8 protein-coding genes are annotated in these 17,242 nt (G+C 67.4%); 3 read left to right on the top strand and 5 right to left on the bottom strand.

Features of this window, described 5'->3' with window-relative positions; all coding sequences use genetic code 11:
* Window positions 1-56: 56 nt before the first annotated feature.
* The 3 genes from tssH to AWB79_RS21310 are packed head-to-tail and all read left to right on the top strand — an operon-like array spanning window position 57 to window position 5,054.
* Window positions 57-2,723 carry a type VI secretion system ATPase TssH gene (gene tssH, locus AWB79_RS21320; RefSeq protein ID WP_061169435.1) on the top strand — a complete coding sequence of 889 codons (2,667 nt, stop codon included), beginning with the start codon at window positions 57-59 and terminating at the stop codon, window positions 2,721-2,723.
* Window positions 2,724-2,755: 32 nt separating this feature from the next.
* Complete coding sequence (gene tagH / locus AWB79_RS21315) at window positions 2,756-4,111, top strand: type VI secretion system-associated FHA domain protein TagH (protein WP_061169434.1); 1,356 nt, start codon at window positions 2,756-2,758, stop codon at window positions 4,109-4,111.
* 19 nt (window positions 4,112-4,130) lie between these two features.
* A complete protein-coding gene (locus AWB79_RS21310; RefSeq protein ID WP_082862416.1) occupies window positions 4,131-5,054 on the top strand; it encodes a PP2C family protein-serine/threonine phosphatase in 924 nt (307 codons plus the stop codon).
* A 768-nt stretch (window positions 5,055-5,822) separates the two neighbouring features.
* Here the strand turns inward: AWB79_RS21310 and tssC are convergent.
* The 5 genes from tssC to AWB79_RS21285 all read right to left on the bottom strand — a co-directional run.
* The gene (gene tssC, locus AWB79_RS21305) at window positions 5,823-7,328 is read right to left on the bottom strand and encodes a type VI secretion system contractile sheath large subunit (protein ID WP_061169433.1); all 1,506 of its coding nucleotides are present in this window, start codon (window positions 7,326-7,328) and stop codon (window positions 5,823-5,825) included.
* Window positions 7,329-7,361: 33 nt separating this feature from the next.
* A complete protein-coding gene (gene tssB, locus AWB79_RS21300) occupies window positions 7,362-7,904 on the bottom strand; it encodes a type VI secretion system contractile sheath small subunit (RefSeq protein ID WP_061169432.1) in 543 nt (180 codons plus the stop codon).
* A 67-nt stretch (window positions 7,905-7,971) separates the two neighbouring features.
* Complete coding sequence (tssA, locus tag AWB79_RS21295) at window positions 7,972-8,991, bottom strand: type VI secretion system protein TssA (RefSeq protein ID WP_061169431.1); 1,020 nt, start codon at window positions 8,989-8,991, stop codon at window positions 7,972-7,974.
* 13 nt (window positions 8,992-9,004) lie between these two features.
* Entirely contained in the window at window positions 9,005-15,625 is a 6,621-nt protein-coding gene (locus tag AWB79_RS21290; protein WP_074169414.1) for a two-partner secretion domain-containing protein, read from the bottom strand.
* Between the two features lie 55 nt (window positions 15,626-15,680).
* Window positions 15,681-17,242, bottom strand: a 1,562-nt coding sequence (locus AWB79_RS21285; protein ID WP_061169429.1) for a ShlB/FhaC/HecB family hemolysin secretion/activation protein, incomplete at its 5' end; no start/stop codon positions are given.

Raw genomic sequence — 17,242 nt, 5'->3', positions numbered from 1 at the left:
TTATCGGATGAAGCCGCGCCTCCGGTCGGCGCGCGCCCGTTGAAAGGAGTCGGACGATGGCGGAAATCAGTCGTGTAGCGCTGTTCGGCAAGCTGGACAGGCTCGGCTACAAGACCGTCGAGAGCGCGACGGTGTACTGCAAGATGCGCGGCAATCCCTACGTGGAGCTCGCGCACTGGCTCATGCAAATGCTGGAGACGCCGCGCTCCGACATGCAGCGGATCATCGCGCACTACGACGTGGACGCGGCCGCGCTCGCGCGCGAGCTGACCGCCGCGCTCGATCGTCTGCCGCGCGGCGCGACGTCCATCTCCGACATCTCCGAGCACATCACCGACGCGATCGAGCGCGGCTGGGTGTACGGCACGCTGCTGTACGGCGCGTCGAAGGTACGCACGGGCCATCTGCTCGTGGGCATGCTCAAGACGCAGCGTTTGCGCAGCGTGCTCGTCGGCATTTCGCGGCAGTTCGAGCGCATCCGGCCGGAGGATCTGTCGGATAACTTCGCGCGCATCGTCGCGGATTCCGTCGAAGAGAGCGCGGATGAGCCGCACGCGGAAGCGTCCGCGCAGGAGGGCGACACCGCGCCCGCGAGCATGGGCAAGCAGGAAGCCTTGCACAAGTACGCCACCGACCTGACAGAGAAGGCGCGCAAGGGCGCGCTCGATCCCGTCACCGGCCGCGACGAGGAAATTCGCCAGCTCGTCGACATCCTGATGCGCCGGCGTCAGAACAATCCGCTTCTGACCGGCGAGGCAGGGGTGGGCAAGACCGCCGTCGTCGAAGGCTTCGCGCAGCGTCTCGTGCGCGGCGACGTGCCGCCGCCCTTGCGCGAAGTCGCGCTCTGGTCGCTCGATCTCGGCCTGCTGCAGGCTGGCGCGAGCATGAAGGGCGAGTTCGAGCAGCGCTTGCGGCAGGTCGTCGAGGACGTGCAGGCGAGCCCGAAGCCGGTGATCCTGTTCATCGACGAAGTGCATGCGATCGTCGGCGCGGGCGGCGCGGCTGGCACCGGCGACGCGGCCAACCTGCTCAAGCCGGCGCTCGCGCGCGGCGATTTGCGCACCATCGGAGCGACGACGTGGGCGGAGTACAAGAAGCACATCGAAAAGGACCCGGCGCTCACGCGGCGCTTTCAGGTCGTGCAGGTCCACGAACCCGATGAAGCGAAAGCGGTGCGCATGCTGCGCGGCGTGGCGGCGGTGCTGGAAGGCCATCATCGCGTGCAGTTGCTCGACGAGGCGATCGAGGCGGCCGTGCGGCTGTCGCATCGCTACATTCCGGCGCGGCAGTTGCCCGACAAGGCCGTATCGCTGCTCGACACCGCGTGCGCGCGCGTCGCGGTGAGCCAGCACGCGACGCCGCCGCAAGTCGACGATTGCCGCCGCCGCATCGAGTCGCTGGAAACGGAGGCGCAGATCATCGCGCGCGAGGCGAGTGTGGGCGTCGATACCGGCACGCGCGCGGCGGATGTCGAAGCGGCGCTCGCCCGCGAACGCGACGCGCTCGGCACGCTTGAGGCGCGCTGGAACGACGAGAAGCAGGTCGTCGACGAACTGCTCGCGCTGCGGGCCTCGTTGCGCGAACAAGGCGAAGCGGTGGACACTCCCGCTGACAACGACACGCCCAAGCCGTCACGCGACGAACGACTCGCGCGCCTTGCCGAACTCAAGGCGCGGCTCGTCGGGCTGCAGGGCGACGCGCCGCTGATCCTGCCGAGCGTCGATGCGGGCGTCGTCGCGGGCGTGGTCGCGGACTGGACCGGCATTCCCGTCGGCAGGATGCTCAAGAACGAGCTGGCCGCCGTGCTCAGTCTCGCGGATGCGCTCGATCGCCGCGTGATCGGCCAGCGCCACGCGCTGGAGATGATCGCGAAGCGCATCCAGACTTCGCGCGCGCGTCTCGACAATCCCGACAAGCCGGTCGGCGTGTTCCTGCTCGCCGGCACCTCTGGCGTCGGCAAGACCGAAACCGCGCTCGCGCTGGCCGAAACGCTCTACGGCGGCGAGCAGAACGTCATCACCATCAACATGAGCGAGTTTCAGGAAGCGCACACGGTTTCCACGCTCAAGGGCGCGCCGCCCGGGTATGTCGGTTACGGCGAAGGCGGCATCCTCACCGAAGCGGTGCGCCGCCGTCCGTACAGCGTCGTGCTGCTCGACGAAGTGGAGAAGGCGCACCCGGACGTGCACGAAATCTTCTTCCAGGTCTTCGACAAGGGCTGGATGGAAGACGGCGAGGGACGATATATCGACTTCAAGAACACGATCATCCTGCTGACCTCGAACGTCGGCTCGGAGCTGATCATGTCGATGTGCCGCGACCCCGCCAACGCACCCGCGCCCGACGCGCTCGCCGCCGCCTTGCGCCGTCCGCTGCTCGACGTGTTTCCCGCCGCGCTGCTGGGGCGCCTCGTCACGGTGCCCTACTATCCGCTCTCCGACGCCATGATGGCCGACATCGTGCGGCTGCAACTGGAGCGCATCAGGAAGCGCGTCGCCAACAATCACGGCATTCCGTTCGACTACGACGACGACGCCGTGCGGCTGATCGTGTCGCGCTGCACGGAGGCCGAATCGGGCGGACGCGTGATCGACGCGCTGCTCACCAACACCGTGCTGCCGCGCATCTCGACCGAGTATCTGACGCGGCTCACCGAAGGCGGGGCGCTCGGGCGCATCCGGCTGTCGGCAAGCGCGAACGACTTCGTCTACGCGTTCGACTGAGCGCGCGCGAGCCCAACCGGAGGCCTCAGCCGATGCTCACACTCACGGTGACCCGTCACAACGGCCAGCCGCCGCGCACGCCGCTCGCGGCGAGCTTCAACGCCGATGGCGGCACCATCGGCCGCGCGGTGACGAACCGGCTCGTGCTCGACGACGCCGAGCGCACCGTGTCGCGCATGCACGCGCAGATCGCGTGGCGCGACGGCGTGTACCGGCTGACCGATCGCGGCAGCAATCCCGCGCTCGTCAACGGCGTGCCGCTCGACCCCGGTCAGGAAGTCCCGCTCGCAAATGGCGACGAAGTGCAGATCGGCGGCTATCAGTTGCGAGCGGAAGTGAGCGGCGAAGATCGCACGGTGACTGCGCAGGAGACGCCGCATGCGGCGGCCGCTGCGCCATCATCGGACGCGCCATCGGACGATCCCTTCGCGGGCTTGTTCGATGCACCCGCCGCCGCCGAACCGCTGGCGTCGCCCGACACGGATGCGCCGCGCGACAACTTCGATTTCGAGTTCGACGATCCGGCTTCGAAGCGCTCCATCGACGAGCTGTTCGGTCTTGCGCCGGGCGCTGCATCGCTCGTCGAGCCGCTCATCGAGCCGATCTCGCAACCCAACACCGCTCACGACGACGATCCGCTCGCGAGTCTGACCGGCGCGGCGCGGCCTCTCGCGCCGCCCGCCACGCTGTCCGACGCCGGTTCGGAGTTGCACAGCGCGTTCACTCCGCCCCGGCAGCGCGCCGCGCCCATGCCTTCTCCCGCGCCAGCGCCTGCCGCACAGAGCGACGACCGCGCCCTCATCGACGCCTTGCTTCGAGGTCTGGACGCCCCAGGCGTCCGGATCGAAGCGCTCACGCCCGCGCTGATGCAACTCATCGGCATGTTGCTGCGTGAAGCGACGCAAGGCACGCTCGACCTGCTCGCCGCGCGGGCCGCGTTCAAGCGCGAGATGCGCACGGAGGCGACCATCATCGCGGCGGCGGACAACAATCCGCTCAAGTTTTCGCCGAACGTGGATGCCGCGCTCGCGCATCTGCTCAGCGGGCCTGTGCGCGGTTTCATGCCGCCCGCCGCCGCGCTCGCCGATGCCTGCGCGGACCTGCGCGCGCATCAGGTGGGCATGGTCGCGGGCATGCGCGCGGCGCTCGACGGCGTGTTCGAGCGCTTCGAGCCGCAGCGCATCGAGGCGCGACTGCCGGGACGCTCGAGGTTCGACGAATTCATGTCCGGCAATAAGCGCCGCGCGCGCTGCTGGGATCTGTTCACCGAGCTTTACGGCCAATTGTCGAGCGAGGCGACCGAGGATTTCCACCTGCTGTTCGGCCGCGCGTTCGTCGCCGCCTACGAAGCGCAGATCAGCGATCTGAAACGCCGCGGCCGCCCGTGACGCGCGAAGGAGTTCCGACATGCAATTGCAAACCGCAAGCGTGAGCGATGTGGGCGGACGCTCGCGCAACGAGGACGCTTATGGGCAATGGCAGGAGGGCGCGCGGTTCGCGAGCGTGGTCGCGGACGGCGCGGGCGGTCACGGCGGCGGCGACACGGCCTCGCGCATCGCGGTCGATACGGTGCTGGCCGAACTGGAGCGCGTCGCGCAGGCGGGCGTCGCGCTCACCGGGCCGAACCTCTTGCGCGTGCTGCTGCGCGCGAACGACGCGATCATCGATGCGCAGGAGCATGACGGCGACCTGGCGCAGATGCGCTCGACGGCGGTGCTGCTGGGCATCGACCAGGCGGCGGGGCTCGCGTCGTGGGCGCATTGCGGCGACACGCGGCTTTACTGCTTCCGGCGCGGCGCGACGGTCGTGCAGACGCAGGATCATAGTCTCGTGCAAAGCATGATCGATGCGAACCTGCTCGAAGCGCGCGACGTGCGCAGTTATCCGCGCCGCAACGTGCTGTTCTCGGCGCTCGGCACGGCGGACGATCTGGACATCGCGGCGTCGGCGGAGCCGTTTCCCATCGCGGATGGCGACGCGTTTCTGCTGTGCACGGATGGGTTCTGGGAGTATCTCGACGAAGCGGTGATGATCGAGGCGCTCGGACAGGCGTCATCGCCTGATGAGTGGCTTGATCTGATGGTGACGCAATTGCGCGGGAGCGCGCGGCCGAAGCATGACAATTTCACGGCGAGCGCGGTATGGGTTGGGGCGGCTGATGAGCTCGAAAGCGCTTCTTCAACTCGCGAGTGCTTAATCCACATACCGACGTCACCATCTCGATGCGCGCTCCTTGAGATTCCATCGACCCGGCACGAACGATATCCCCGTTGCGCCTTTAAAGGCCTAGACGATGCAAAATCGTCCGCCCGTCAAGGCAATGCGTATTGAGAAGCCTGTGCGGCATCTCGATATTTCCACACGGCATTCATTGCCATAGATAGGGGAGGAAAGCATGCCGCAGAGATGTCTGGCGCCGCATAGTAAAGGACGATCGATCCATCCTTCTTCGGAGAGAACGTGAATGGAAGACTTGTCAAATCAACATCCCAATCCGCTCGGGCTAAGCATGCGCGATTATTTTCGTTCGCTTGTCTGTAGCTAATTTTGGCCGCGTCAAGCATTTCGGGGCGAAGGAACAGACGCCCATCCCGCCGAATCGCAATCTCATACGCTCGATTTAAGTCTATCCGCCGCCCTGTGTCCTTCTCCAACTGTATTCCCCAACAGAGTCCATACCTTTAGCGTTTTCCAAGCAATCTCGCGCATCCGTCTGGACACGCCTCCTCTTTTGAAGAATGTCCTTGACTTGATCGGATCAGCAGATAAGTTTCCGCTTTGGTTCCGACTGATCTTGACGCTGCAGCGCCTCCCGCCGAACGCCTTGAGGTTCCAGACATTCATCGTCTCGCTGCGTCGCCGAAGTCGGGGATGCCCCGGGTAGGACGGACCCTTCAGGGGATCCGAGTTACCAATCCGTCACTCATACTTTTGCTTTTCATTTGGAGCACAGGGACATTCGCTCTGCCGTAGTCGACACTTGAACGCAAGTGCCACTCGCCGATGTCTTGGATCCTGAGTTTCAAGACCCGCATTTCATTCCTGGTTGAGCGTCGGTTGCCAGCGTCGCTCACCGCGCTCAACCAGACGACATCACCCTCACCCCGCCTGCTTCTGCGAAGGCAACCGCGACACCAGCCTCAACGACACCGTCAGCCCTTCCAGCTGATAATGCGGCCTGAGATAAAACTGCGACGTGTAATAACCCGGCGCGCCCGGCACTTCCTGCACCTTCACCTCCGCAGCGGCGAGCGGCTTTTGCGCCTTGGTGTATTCGGAAGAATTGGCCGGATCGCCGTCCACGTATTGCGTGATCCACTTGTTGAGCCAGACTTCCATGTCCTCGCGTTCCTTGAAGCTGCCCACCTTGTCGCGCACGATGCACTTCAGGTAATGCGCAAAGCGGTTGCACGCGAACAGATACGGCAGGCGCGCGGAGAGCGCGGCGTTCGCGGTGGCGTCCGGGTCTTCGTATTCGAACGGCTTCTGCAACGACTGCGCGCCGATGAACGCCGCGAAATCGGAATTCTTGCGATGGATCAGCGGCATGAAACCGTTCTTCGCCAGTTCCGCCTCGCGCCGGTCCGAGATGGCGATTTCCGTCGGGCACTTCATGTCGACGCCGCCGTCGTCCGTCGGAAAACTGTGCACGGGCAGGCCTTCCACCGCGCCGCCCGACTCCACGCCGCGAATGCGCGAGCACCAGCTATACAGCTTGAACGAGCGCGTGATGTTCACGCCCATCGCATAAGCCGAGTTGGCCCACGTGTACTTGGAGTGATCGGCGGAGCCCGTTTCTTCCTCGAAGTCGAATTCATCGACGGGCTCGGTCTTCGCGCCGTACGGCACGCGCGCCAGAAAACGCGGCATCGCAAGCCCGATATAACGCGAATCCTCCGACGTGCGCAACGAGCGCCAGCTCGCATATTCCGGCGTGCCGAAGATCTTCGTGAGATCGCGCGGATTGGCGAGCTCCTGCCACGAATCCATCTGCAGGAGACTCGGATCGGCCGCGGCGATGAACGGCGAATGCGCCGCCGCCGCGATCTTCGACATCTCGCCCAGCAGCTCCACATCGGGCGGCGTCTGATTGAAGTAGTAATCGCCGATGAACGCGCCGAACGGCTCGCCGCCGAGCTGACCGTACTCGTGCTCGTAGATCTGCTTGAACAGCGGGCTCTGGTCCCACGCGACGCCCTTGAAGCGCTTGAGCGTCTTGCTCAAGTCCTTCTTCGAGATGTTCATCACGCGAATCTTGAGCATCTCGTCCGTTTCGGTGTTGTTGATGAGGTAGTACAGTCCGCGCCACGAGCCTTCCAGCTTCTGGAAGTCGGCATGATGCATCACCTCGTTGACCTGCTCGGTGAGCTTCTGGTCGATCTCGGCGATCATCGCCTGGATCGAGCGGATGGCGTCGCCGGAGATGATCTGCGTCTGCGACAGCGCCTGCTGCGCGAGCGTCTGCACCGCCGTCTGCACCGCGCTCTTCGCCTCGTCGCTCTTCGGGCGGAACTCGCGGTTCAGCAGCGAAGCGAGATCACTGCCTTCGAGCGTCGCGCCCTGCAATTCGGGTGCGGCTTCCGCCGCTTGAGGAATGTCGGACATGGTCGTTTCCTGTTCAGGCTCGTTCGTGATGGCTTACTCGGCGGCGGGCGCGGCGGCCGGCGTTGCGGAGTCGGAGGCGGCCGCCTTGTCGGGCGTCGTCGCGGCGAGCGTCTTGAGCAGCGCGGGATCGTCGAGCACGCGCGCGATCAGCTCCTCGGCGCCGTTCTTGCCATCCATGAAGATGACGAGATTGGCGAGCTGCGTGCGCGCCTCCAGCAGCTTCGCGAGCGAGTCGACCTTGCGCGCGACGGCGGCGGGCGAAAAATCGTCGAGCGTATCGAAGGTGATATCGACGCTCAGATTGCCTTCGCCCGTCAGCCTGTTGGGCACCTGGAACGCGACGCGCGGCTGCATCGCCTTCATGCGGCTGTCGAAGTTGTCGATGTCGATTTCCTGGAACTTGCGCTGTTCGACCGGCGGCAGCGCCTCCGCGGGCTTGCCGGAGAGGTCGGCCATGACGCCCATCACGAACGGCAGCTGAATCTTCTTCTCGCTGCCGTAAGTCTCGACGTCGTATTCGATCTGCACGCGCGGCGCGCGATTGCGAGCGATGAATTTTTGACTGCTGGTTGCCATGAGGCCTCCTGTGCGTGAGCATGAGCCACGCTTGGAAGACGATTCACGCGTGGCTTGTTTGAAAGCGTCACTGTCGCTTCGTGCCGGCGATCAGATGGATTTGCGTGAGGCTGTCGGGCGCGAGGTCCTGCATCACGGAGAGAAAGTCCTTGCCCAGCCAGCCGCGCGCGCGGCGTATCAGAAGCGGCGCGGGATGGGCCGGCTCGGTGCGTTCGAGAAACGCGCAGACCGCGTCGAGCAGCGCGATGGCGTCCTCGCGCGTCGCGAGCTCGCCGGGACGCGCCGCCATGCGGGGAGCGCTGGCTGGCGTCGCGGTCAGTGCGGAGGCCGGCGACGTTGCAGCGGCCGGTTGCGCCGCCGCGCGAAGCTGCGTGGCCACGCAGCGCGCCGTGTCCATCATCTTGTCGATGAGCGGCGAGCGCGCCGCGCCCAGCCGCTCGGTCATGGCGGCGGCGAGCGCCTGCACCGCGCGCGGCAGGTCGATGCCCGCGGCGAAGATATCGCGATCGTGCGCGAGCGCATCGGCCAGCATGCCTTCGACCCGCGCGGGCGTCGCGGCGCTCGCGCCCTCGGCCGCCGCGAGCCTGCCCTGCGCGATCAGGATGTCGCGCACCGTCAGCCGCTCGCCGCGCGCGCGGCACACTTCGGTTTCGCGCAGATCGTGCAGCAGCGTTTCGGCTTCCGCGAAAGGCGTGTACGCATCGGCGAGCGGCGCGAGCGCGTTGACGCGCGACACGGGATCGTTGTCGTCGTCGGCATCGAGCGGCGGATAGAGCGTGTCCCAGTAGCGCTCGAACAGACCCGTCAGCAGGCTCAGGCCCGCATGGAAACCCGCGAGGCCGTGCACGCGCGCCGCCGCGCGCACGTACACCACGGCAATGCGCAGATCCTTCGACTTCGCGAGCAGCGCCTGCGATTCCTCGAGCACGTCTGGCCACGCGGTCGGCTCGGCGAGCGCTTCGAACTGACGCTCGGGATTGCCGCGCGCGAGCGCCTCGAAGGCGAGGAACGCCGGGTCGTATTCAAGATCGACGCCGGCGGGCGGCATCGATTCGGTGGGCGCGAGCAGCGGTTCTATGTCGATCATCGCGGCTCCAGCGTCAGAATTCGCTGCAACCGTGCTGGCCGTTCACGACCAGACAGTTGTTCAGGTTCGGGCGCGAGCGCACGCGCTTCCATTCGGAAGCGAGCGTGTCAGCCGGTCCTTCGGACTGCTGCAGGGCGAGGACCGGCTCGTTCGTGCCTACGCAGACGTTGACGCCGCCGAGATTGCTCTCGTAGACGAAGCTCTGCTCCTGCGCGGTGAAGAGCGGTTGCAGGCCGGTGCGGTTGAAGACTGCGCCCTGAAGCGGCGTCGGTGGCGCATTAACCGTCAGCGTGCCGGGAACGACGGTCACCTCATAACCCACGGGCGACGAGAACGTGCCGTTGATCGCATACGTTCCGGGCGGTGAATTGCGGTCCGCCGGCGAACTCATCGAGCCGGTGAGCACATTGTTCTGCGGGTCGCCGTTCACGAACCCGTTCGGCGTAAAGCTGAAACCACGGTTGTCCTGTCCGGCGTCGCGCTGCTGATTGCCTATATCCACCGTGATCGTCGGCCGGTCCGTGTACACGAAATGATTGCCGCCGTCGCGTGACACGACGTCCATCGACTGCAGGCCGTTCCATTCGCATACGCCACCGTAGGCGCAACCATAGAAGTTCGGCGGCGCGTTACCCGGATCGATGCGGTTGCGGTTCTCCCCTTGCCACGTCTTTGCCCACACGCGCCACGCATTGCCCGCGCCCAGCGTGCTTCCGTACGGATTGTTGAACACCGCGTTCTCCATCACGAGGTCGATGCTGCCGCCTGCCTGCAAATGAAGTGGCGCGTTCTGAGTGCCGAGCGTGACCTGGCCGTTGTCGGAGATCGCGACGAGATCGCCGGTTACCGAGCCTTGCTGACCGCCGATCGGCGTAGCGCGGCCGTTCGCATCGACGCCGTTCGCGCTGCCCGCGCCGATCGTGAAGCTGCCCGCGTTGCGGAATCGCACCGTGCCCGCGCCTGCGATGACGAGCGTATCGACGACATTCGGATCGAGCAGATTGAAGACGCCGCCACCCGCGAGCAGCAGCGTGCTGGCCTGAATGCCGCCCGGATCGGTGACCGTGCCGGTCGTGTCGAGCGCGAGCGTGGCATTCGCCGGCAACGCGATGCCCGAAGGCAGATCGATGCCCTGACTGCCCGCGCCGGTGTTCTCCAGCGTGAGGTTCGTCGCGACGTCGGGACGCGTGGCGCACCCTGCGCCGCCCGCGCACGGACCTTGGACCGTGATGCGCCCGGTTTGCGTCGGGGACCCGAGCACGAGGGTTTGCAGGTTGGTGGAGAAGGTCTGATATGTGGCGTTGTCGATGGAAAGTCCCGGCGACGCGTTCGTGCCGAAGAGCGTGATCGGCACGCCGTTTTGCGCCGTGACGTTGAAGCTCGACGGATCGACCGATGCCGCCGAGATCGCGAGCGTGCCGCCTTGCGGATCGATGGAACCCGCGCCGCTCCGGCCCAGCAGACTCGTGGCCGTGCCGTTGTTGGCCGCACGCAGCGAGATCACGCCGCCCTGGCCCGTGCTGATCGAGAACGGCCCGGCGACGAGCGCCGGATTGCCGGGCAGCGGCACGGCGCCGTAGGCGATCCCTGCATCGGCGGTGGGTGTCGAACCGGCGATCGAGACCGTGCCGGACGGTGCGCTCGCGTTAATCGAGCCGCTCAGCAGCAGCACGCCATACGTGGGCGATGGCGCTCCGGCGCCAACGCCCGCGATGCTCCCGCGTATGTCGATCGGGCCGCCCGCGCTCACGATCGACGAGCCGTTCGCCACCGTCACGCCGGCGTACCCCGCGCCGCTGCCCGTGCCGTAGATGTAGATCGCGCCCGTGCCCGTGGTGATGCGCGCGGGGCCGCTCGGCGCGGCGTCGAATTGTGAGGTATTGCCCAGCACCACGCCACCGCCGGGATTGACCGCCGGATTCAGGCTTTGCCCGACGAGCGCGACGTTGCCGCTTCCGGTGGTGATCGTCGCGTTGTTGACGTCGATGGCGGCGAGCGTGCCGGCGAACGATCCCTCGGCGTCGCGCGGCGCGGGCATCGTGCCATGAACCGTCACCGTGCCGCCCGTCGACGACGGCGCGCCGCTCGCCGCGCCCACGCGCGTGTCGATATCGGCCAGATTCAGCACGACGGCCGCGCCAGTGCTGCCGGTCGGGCCATCGGACGTGATGACGGTCTTGCCTTCGCCGGTCAGCGTCACGTTGCCGCCGTTGGTCTGGATGGCGACGCGCGAAGCCGTGCCGTCGCCGCTCGAAAACCCGCCGACGAACACCTCGTTCACCGCATCGGCGACGAGATTGAGCGCGCCCAGCGTCGACGTGATGTTCGAGCCGATGGTGAGAAAGTCGGCGCTGTGCAGATTCAGCGTGATGTCGTGGCCGGATACGTTCTGCAACGGCGTTTCGATGTCGAGATCACCGTCCGTCGTGTTGAGCGTGAGATTGCCCGCGAGCGTCGAGCGCGCGGTGCCGTCGAGCGTTCTGAAGCCGTTCGTGCCCGCGTCGAAGACCGTGCCGCTTCCGCCCGTGACCGTCATGCTCGTGCTGGCGAGCGACGTATTGCCCGTGCCGACGAGCGTGACCGCGCCGAGGTAGTTGCCGGCGCTGGTCAGCGTGAACTGGCCCGGCCCGGCGAGCAGCAGCCTGTCCACGCCGATCCGCCCGGTCTGCGTGACGGGTCCGGCGGAATACAGCGTGAGCTGATCGCCCAGATCGCCGAGATCGATGTCCGACGCAAGCGTGATGCCCTGGCTGCCTTGACCGGCATTGGCGACGGAGAGCTTGCCGAAAGTCGGCAGGCCCGCGCACGGCGGCGCGACGCAAGTCGCCCCGACCGTGATATGCCCGATGTGCGACGCCGAGCCGATATAGACGTTATCGACGCTCGTCGTGAAGCGCGTGCCCAGGCTGCTGTCGATGGTGAAGCCGCGCCCGGTCGCGCCCACGACGCCTATGCTCATCGGCGCGGCGTCGTCCGCGGCGATCTCGAACGTGCTCGCCGAGACGCTGCCCGGCGCGAGCACGAGCGTGCCGTGAGGCGCGGCGAGCGTCGAGCGCGCATCGAGCGAAGTCGAACCGGCATCGAACGTAATGGACGACGTGTTCGCGCTGTTGTTCGATGCGCGCAGCGTGAGCGTCTTCGTGGCCGTCGAGCCGACGCTGGAATCGATGATCTGCAGCCCCGCCTGCTCCACCGTGCCGCCGCCCGAGATGGAGCCCGCCAGTGTGATGTCCGAGCCGTCGAGGCTCGCGTTGGCGAGTCTCACGCCGGAGTGATAGCCCGCATCCGCGCCCGACGCCGTGACGATCGCGCCGTTGGTCACGCCGCGAATGTCGATCGGGCCGCCCGTGCCCTCGCCGTCGGACGCGACGAAGAAGACGCGCCGGCCGCTGTCCACGCCGTCCATCGCCACCGTCGACACGCCTTCGTAGCCGTTGCCGCTGCCGTAGACGCGGATGCCGGGCAGACCCGAGCTAAGCGTGACCGTACCCTCGCCCGCCGCCGTGATGGTCACGCCGCCGCCCTGCGGGCCGTTCAGCGCGGCCTGGCCGCGAATCGTGATGCCGCCGGTCGTGGTGATCGGCATGGCGAACAGGGAGACGCCATCCGCGCGTCCGCCAGCGCCGGAGGCGAGCGCGATGCCGTCGATGGTGACGTCGCCGGAACCGGGCTGAATGCTGCCGCCGTTCGCCTCGACGCCGCCCGCGCCGCCCTGGCCCGTCACCGTGTACGCACCGCTGCGCGAGGTCAGCGTGGACTGATACAGTTCGACGCCCAGGCCTTGCGCCGATACGCCTGTGATCGAAACATTGCCCGTCACCGTGCTGACGTCGGTATCCGAGAGCGCGACGCCGCCCGTCTGGCCGTTACCCGTCACGGAGATCGCGCCGCCGCTCGCGGAGAGCGTCGAATTGGTGGCCGTGATGCCGGGGCCCGCCGTCGAGCTGCCGGTGACGGTGAGCGCGCCGTTCGTGGACCTGAGTGCGCCGCCCGTCATCAGCACGCCATCCACCGGACCCGAGCCGGATACCGAGATTGCGCCGCCGCCGGTTGCATCGACGGTCGCCGCGCCGACAAAGACCCCGCCGCCCGTCGCGGACGCGCCGGCGATCGTGACGTTGCCCGTCGGCGACGTGATGCCGCCCGAAAGCAGGCCCACGCCGAGCGTCGCGCCGCTGCCCGTCAGCGAGATCGCGCCGCCGCCCGTCGAGCCGATCGTCCCGCCGCCGAGCTGCACGCCGTCGCCCACCGACGCCGTGCCGCTGAGGCTGATGTTGGCGGCCGCCGATGTGATGCTGGCGCCTGCATCGAGGTTCACGCCAGCCGAGAGGCCGTCGCCCGTCAGAGAGATCGCGCCCGTTGCGCCGGCTGCGCCGTTTGTGCCCGTCGAGCCGATTGTGCCGCCGTCGACGCTCACGCCTACTCCTGTCGTCGAACTGCCGTTGAGCACGATGTTGCCGGTCGTAGTGGAGAGGCCGCCTCCGGGAAGGCCGACGCCCGCGAGCCCGCCCGTACCCGTCAGCCGGATATCGCCCGAGGACGAAGTGACGGTGCTCGTGCCCGTGCCGCCGCCGATGTTCACGCCGGTGATCGCGCCGTCGCCGGACAGCGTGATGCCGCCGGACGTCGTTTGCAGCGTGGAGCCGTCCAGCACGTTCACGCCGTAGCCCGCGTTCGTGGTCTCGCCGACCGCGACGACCGGCCCGTGTCCGTTGATCGAGATCGCGCCGCTGGGGTCGGTCGCGCTCATGGTGTAAGTGGAATCCGCGACCGGCCGGTTGGGGCCCGTGCGCGTGCGCGTGTCCATGTTCACGTCGTCGAGCACGACGCGCGGCGCGACGCCGCCCGCTGGCCCGCCGATGGTGATGTTGCCGCCGTTGGTCAGGAACTGGAGCGTCGAATTGCCCGGCGACCCGGCCAGCAGGACTCCGGCCGAGCCGTCCGTGGAGCCGGCGGTGTTCGCCGTGAGCACCACCGAAAGCGGGCTCGCGCTCGCGCCTGCTTCCTGCGACGCAACGATCGACGCCCCCGCGCCGCTCTGCATGATGATCGAGTGGGCCGCGCTCAGCGTGAGCGTCGCCGGCGCGCCGCCCGCCTTGTCGATCTGCCCCTGCAGCGTGATGTCGCCGAGCGCGCGGCCGCCCGAACCGGGCGCGCCGGTATCGACGGTGACCGACGTGCCGTCGCTCAGAAACGTGTTGATCGTGCCGACATAGATCAATGATCTGTCCGACCCCGTGAAGCTCGGCCCGCCGCCCGAGTCGAGCGAAGACGACGTGATCGTCACGTCGTACGGGTCCAGCAGCCACGTCCCGCCGACGCCATGCAGCGCCGATGCGTCGATATTCACGCCCGCCGCGTCCAGAAACCGCGCGGACGTCTCGATCAGGCCGCCATTGCCCGCCGTGTTCCCGCCACGCGCCGTGAGCGTTCCATGCACGCGCGCCGCGTTCGTGCCGTAGACCACGACATTGCCGCCGTTGCCGTTATCGAGCGCATCGGCGTGGATTTGCGCGCTTGGGCCCATCCACACGGCGTCGGCGTTATGGATGTCGGTCGCCTGCCCCGCCGAACCGCCGCCCACGCGCACGCGTCCGCCGCCCGCGCCGCCGCTCGCGTCGATGCGCGCGCCGTCGTTCAGCGCGACGTGATAGCCCGTGATGTCGATGTTGCCGCCCGTCAATCCCGCGCCGCCGGTCGCATCGACGTTGCCTGCCACTTCGGTCAGCCCCGCCGCGCCGCCGTCGAGCACGATGCGCCCGTTGCGCTCGGCCACGCTCTGCGCCCGCACCGCGCCCGTCTGGTTCAGCACGGTCGAGGCGAGCGCGTCGGCGGTCTGCACCGACATCAGCACCTGACCGCCGTCCGCCTGCAACACGCCCGAGTTGCTCGCGAGCGCCTGCGCCGCGGGACCGTCGATCTTGAGCATGGTGAGGCCGTCGCCCGCGAAGTCGAGCGTGATGTCGCTGCCCGCGCCCATCGCGACCGTGCCGAGCTTCGCGCTCACCGTGCCGCTGTTGTCCACCTGCGCGCCGAGCAGCGCGACCGTGCCGTGCTCGGCCGCCGTGATCGTGCCTTCGTTGCGCACTACGCCGCCCGCGTTCTGCGCGCTCGTGAAGTGATACTTGCCCGCCAGAAAATCGCGGTCCGAAATGCCGAGCGTCGACGCGACGATCGAGCCCACGTTCACCGACGCCCCGCGCGCGAACAGTACGCCCGCCGGATTGACGAGAAACACCTGGCCGTTGGCGTTGAGCTGCCCGGCGATCACGCTCGCGTTATTGCCCGTGACGCGATTGAGCAGCACCGCCTGCGGCGAGGGCTGCGAGATGTTCACCGTCTCGCTCCCGCCGATCGAAAACGAATTCCAGTTGACGATGCCTTTCTGCGAGCCCTGCGTGATCGCCATGGTGTTCGGATTGGGCGTGCTGATGCTCACGTTGCCGTTGACCACTTGCCCGCCCACGGGCAGTGCGAAGGCGCCGGGCGCGGCCACCAGCGCGATCAGCGGCAACAGCGCGGCGGGCGTCAGGTCGATGCCCGCATGGCGCGCGGCGCGCCGGGCGAGTCGTCTGATCGCACGCTGCCACTCCCGGCGATGCCTGCGGGTCCGAAGGCTGGTTGTGTCGTTCATTTCGAACTCCTCCATGACTGCGCCGAAAGATGGCGTTGATGTGACGTCGGTGCATCTAGAACGATTTGGAAACCTGCACGTACACGCGCGGCACCTTGTCGTCGCCGGTGCTGTCGGCGCGCGTGGTGCGCCACGCCATGCTGGCGTTCACGGTGATGCCGTAAGGCGCGTTCCAGAACAGGCCCACGCCCGCGCCGCTGCGCGTGACGGTGTTGGCGCCCTGCCCCGGCACCGAGCGCGCGTTGTAGCGCCCGACGCCGATGTCGAAGAAAGCCGAGAGCGTGAGGGTCGGAATCACGGCGTAGCGCAGCGACGCCGTCGCGACCATGCCTTCGTCGACGATCGCCTCCGAGGGCGAATAGGCGCGCACCGCATTCGGCCCGCCGAGCGCGAAGCGCGACGAACTGTCGAGGTTCTGGTTGGCCCACTGCCCCGACACGCCGACGAAGAAGCTCGTCTTCGGCGTGATCGCATTGAGGCGGTTGGCCTGCATGATCGCGCGCACGCTGTTGCCGGCGGTGTTGCGCCCGCCCGGCCCCTGATCGATGGCCTGCCCGGCCGCCGAATCGATATTCAGGTGAGCGAAGGCCAGTTGCAGGTCGGCGCTGTTGAAGCCGCCGCCGAGAAAGTTGTCGCGGCTCTCGTACGACAGCCCGACGCTCGCGACATACAGCTTCTGCGGATTGTCGAAGCCGACGGTATCGATCTTGTCCGTGAGCGAGCGATACTCCAAAGCCCCGCGAAACAGCAGGTTCTGGCCGCGCGAGCGGATCAGCGGATGCGTGACCGACGCCGTGACCACATCCGCATTGCCGTGCGCCTGCAGCGACGAGAAGTCCTGCCCGAGGTAGTAATACAGATGCGAATACGCGATCCCGAGACGCGTGCCGTTGGCGTCGATGGGCGCGTCATAGCCGACGCGCCCGTAGAGCGTATCGGCGCGCTCGGCGGCGAGCAGGTTCACGTCGAGGTTGTCGCCTATGCCGAACGGCGACGCCAGCCGGCCGACCGCGCCCAGACGCCACTGTCCGGCGGGCGCGGAGCCGTAGTTGTCGCCGGATATCGCGAAGTCGTAGCGGCGCGCGGCCTCCACGGTCACGTTCAGATCGACGGTGCCGGGCGCGCTGCCCGACTCCAGCGCCGAACTCACCTTGATGCCGGGCACATCCGATAGCAGCAGCATGGTGCGTTCGAGCTCGCCCTGTTTGAGCGGCTTGCCCGGCTCGATGGCGGCGAGCCGCGCGCGCACCAGCGACTCCTTGATCGGCACGCCCGGCGCCATGATCAGCCGCACGCGCCCGATCTTGCCTTCGAGCACGGTGAAGGTGACATCGCCTTCGGTCACGTCCTGCGGCGGAATCACGACCTGCGCGAGCGGATAGCCGCGATCGCGATACACCTGCGCGACGCGCGCTGCCATCGCGTTGAGATCGTTGATCGATACCTCCTGGCCGATCTTGTCGGCGACGGGCGCGAGCAATGTGTCGGCGGGCAAGGTCTCGTTGCCCGCGAGGCGGATGCTTTTCAGCACGAACTTCTTGCCCTCGGGCACGGGCGCGGGCGGCGCGATCGGCGCGGGCAGCGCGTTCGCCCCGCCGCCGGGCGGAGGGGCGAACG

The sequence above is a fragment of the Caballeronia hypogeia genome (assembly GCF_001544875.2).
Classification (GTDB): Bacteria; Pseudomonadota; Gammaproteobacteria; order Burkholderiales; family Burkholderiaceae; genus Caballeronia; species Caballeronia hypogeia.
This window is presented reverse-complemented; position numbering and strand designations above follow the sequence as displayed.

What these genes read in the sequence shown, in the direction of transcription:
- tssB (WP_061169432.1), bottom strand. Translation starts at nt 7,904, where the DNA reads ATGGCAACCAGCAGTCAAAAATTCATCGCTCGCAATCGCGCGCCGCGC.
- tssA (WP_061169431.1), bottom strand. Translation starts at nt 8,991, where the DNA reads ATGATCGACATAGAACCGCTGCTCGCGCCCACCGAATCGATGCCGCCC.
- tagH (WP_061169434.1), top strand. Translation starts at nt 2,756, where the DNA reads ATGCTCACACTCACGGTGACCCGTCACAACGGCCAGCCGCCGCGCACG.
- AWB79_RS21290 (WP_074169414.1), bottom strand. Translation starts at nt 15,625, where the DNA reads ATGAACGACACAACCAGCCTTCGGACCCGCAGGCATCGCCGGGAGTGG.
- tssC (WP_061169433.1), bottom strand. Translation starts at nt 7,328, where the DNA reads ATGTCCGACATTCCTCAAGCGGCGGAAGCCGCACCCGAATTGCAGGGC.
- AWB79_RS21310 (WP_082862416.1), top strand. Translation starts at nt 4,131, where the DNA reads ATGCAATTGCAAACCGCAAGCGTGAGCGATGTGGGCGGACGCTCGCGC.
- tssH (WP_061169435.1), top strand. Translation starts at nt 57, where the DNA reads ATGGCGGAAATCAGTCGTGTAGCGCTGTTCGGCAAGCTGGACAGGCTC.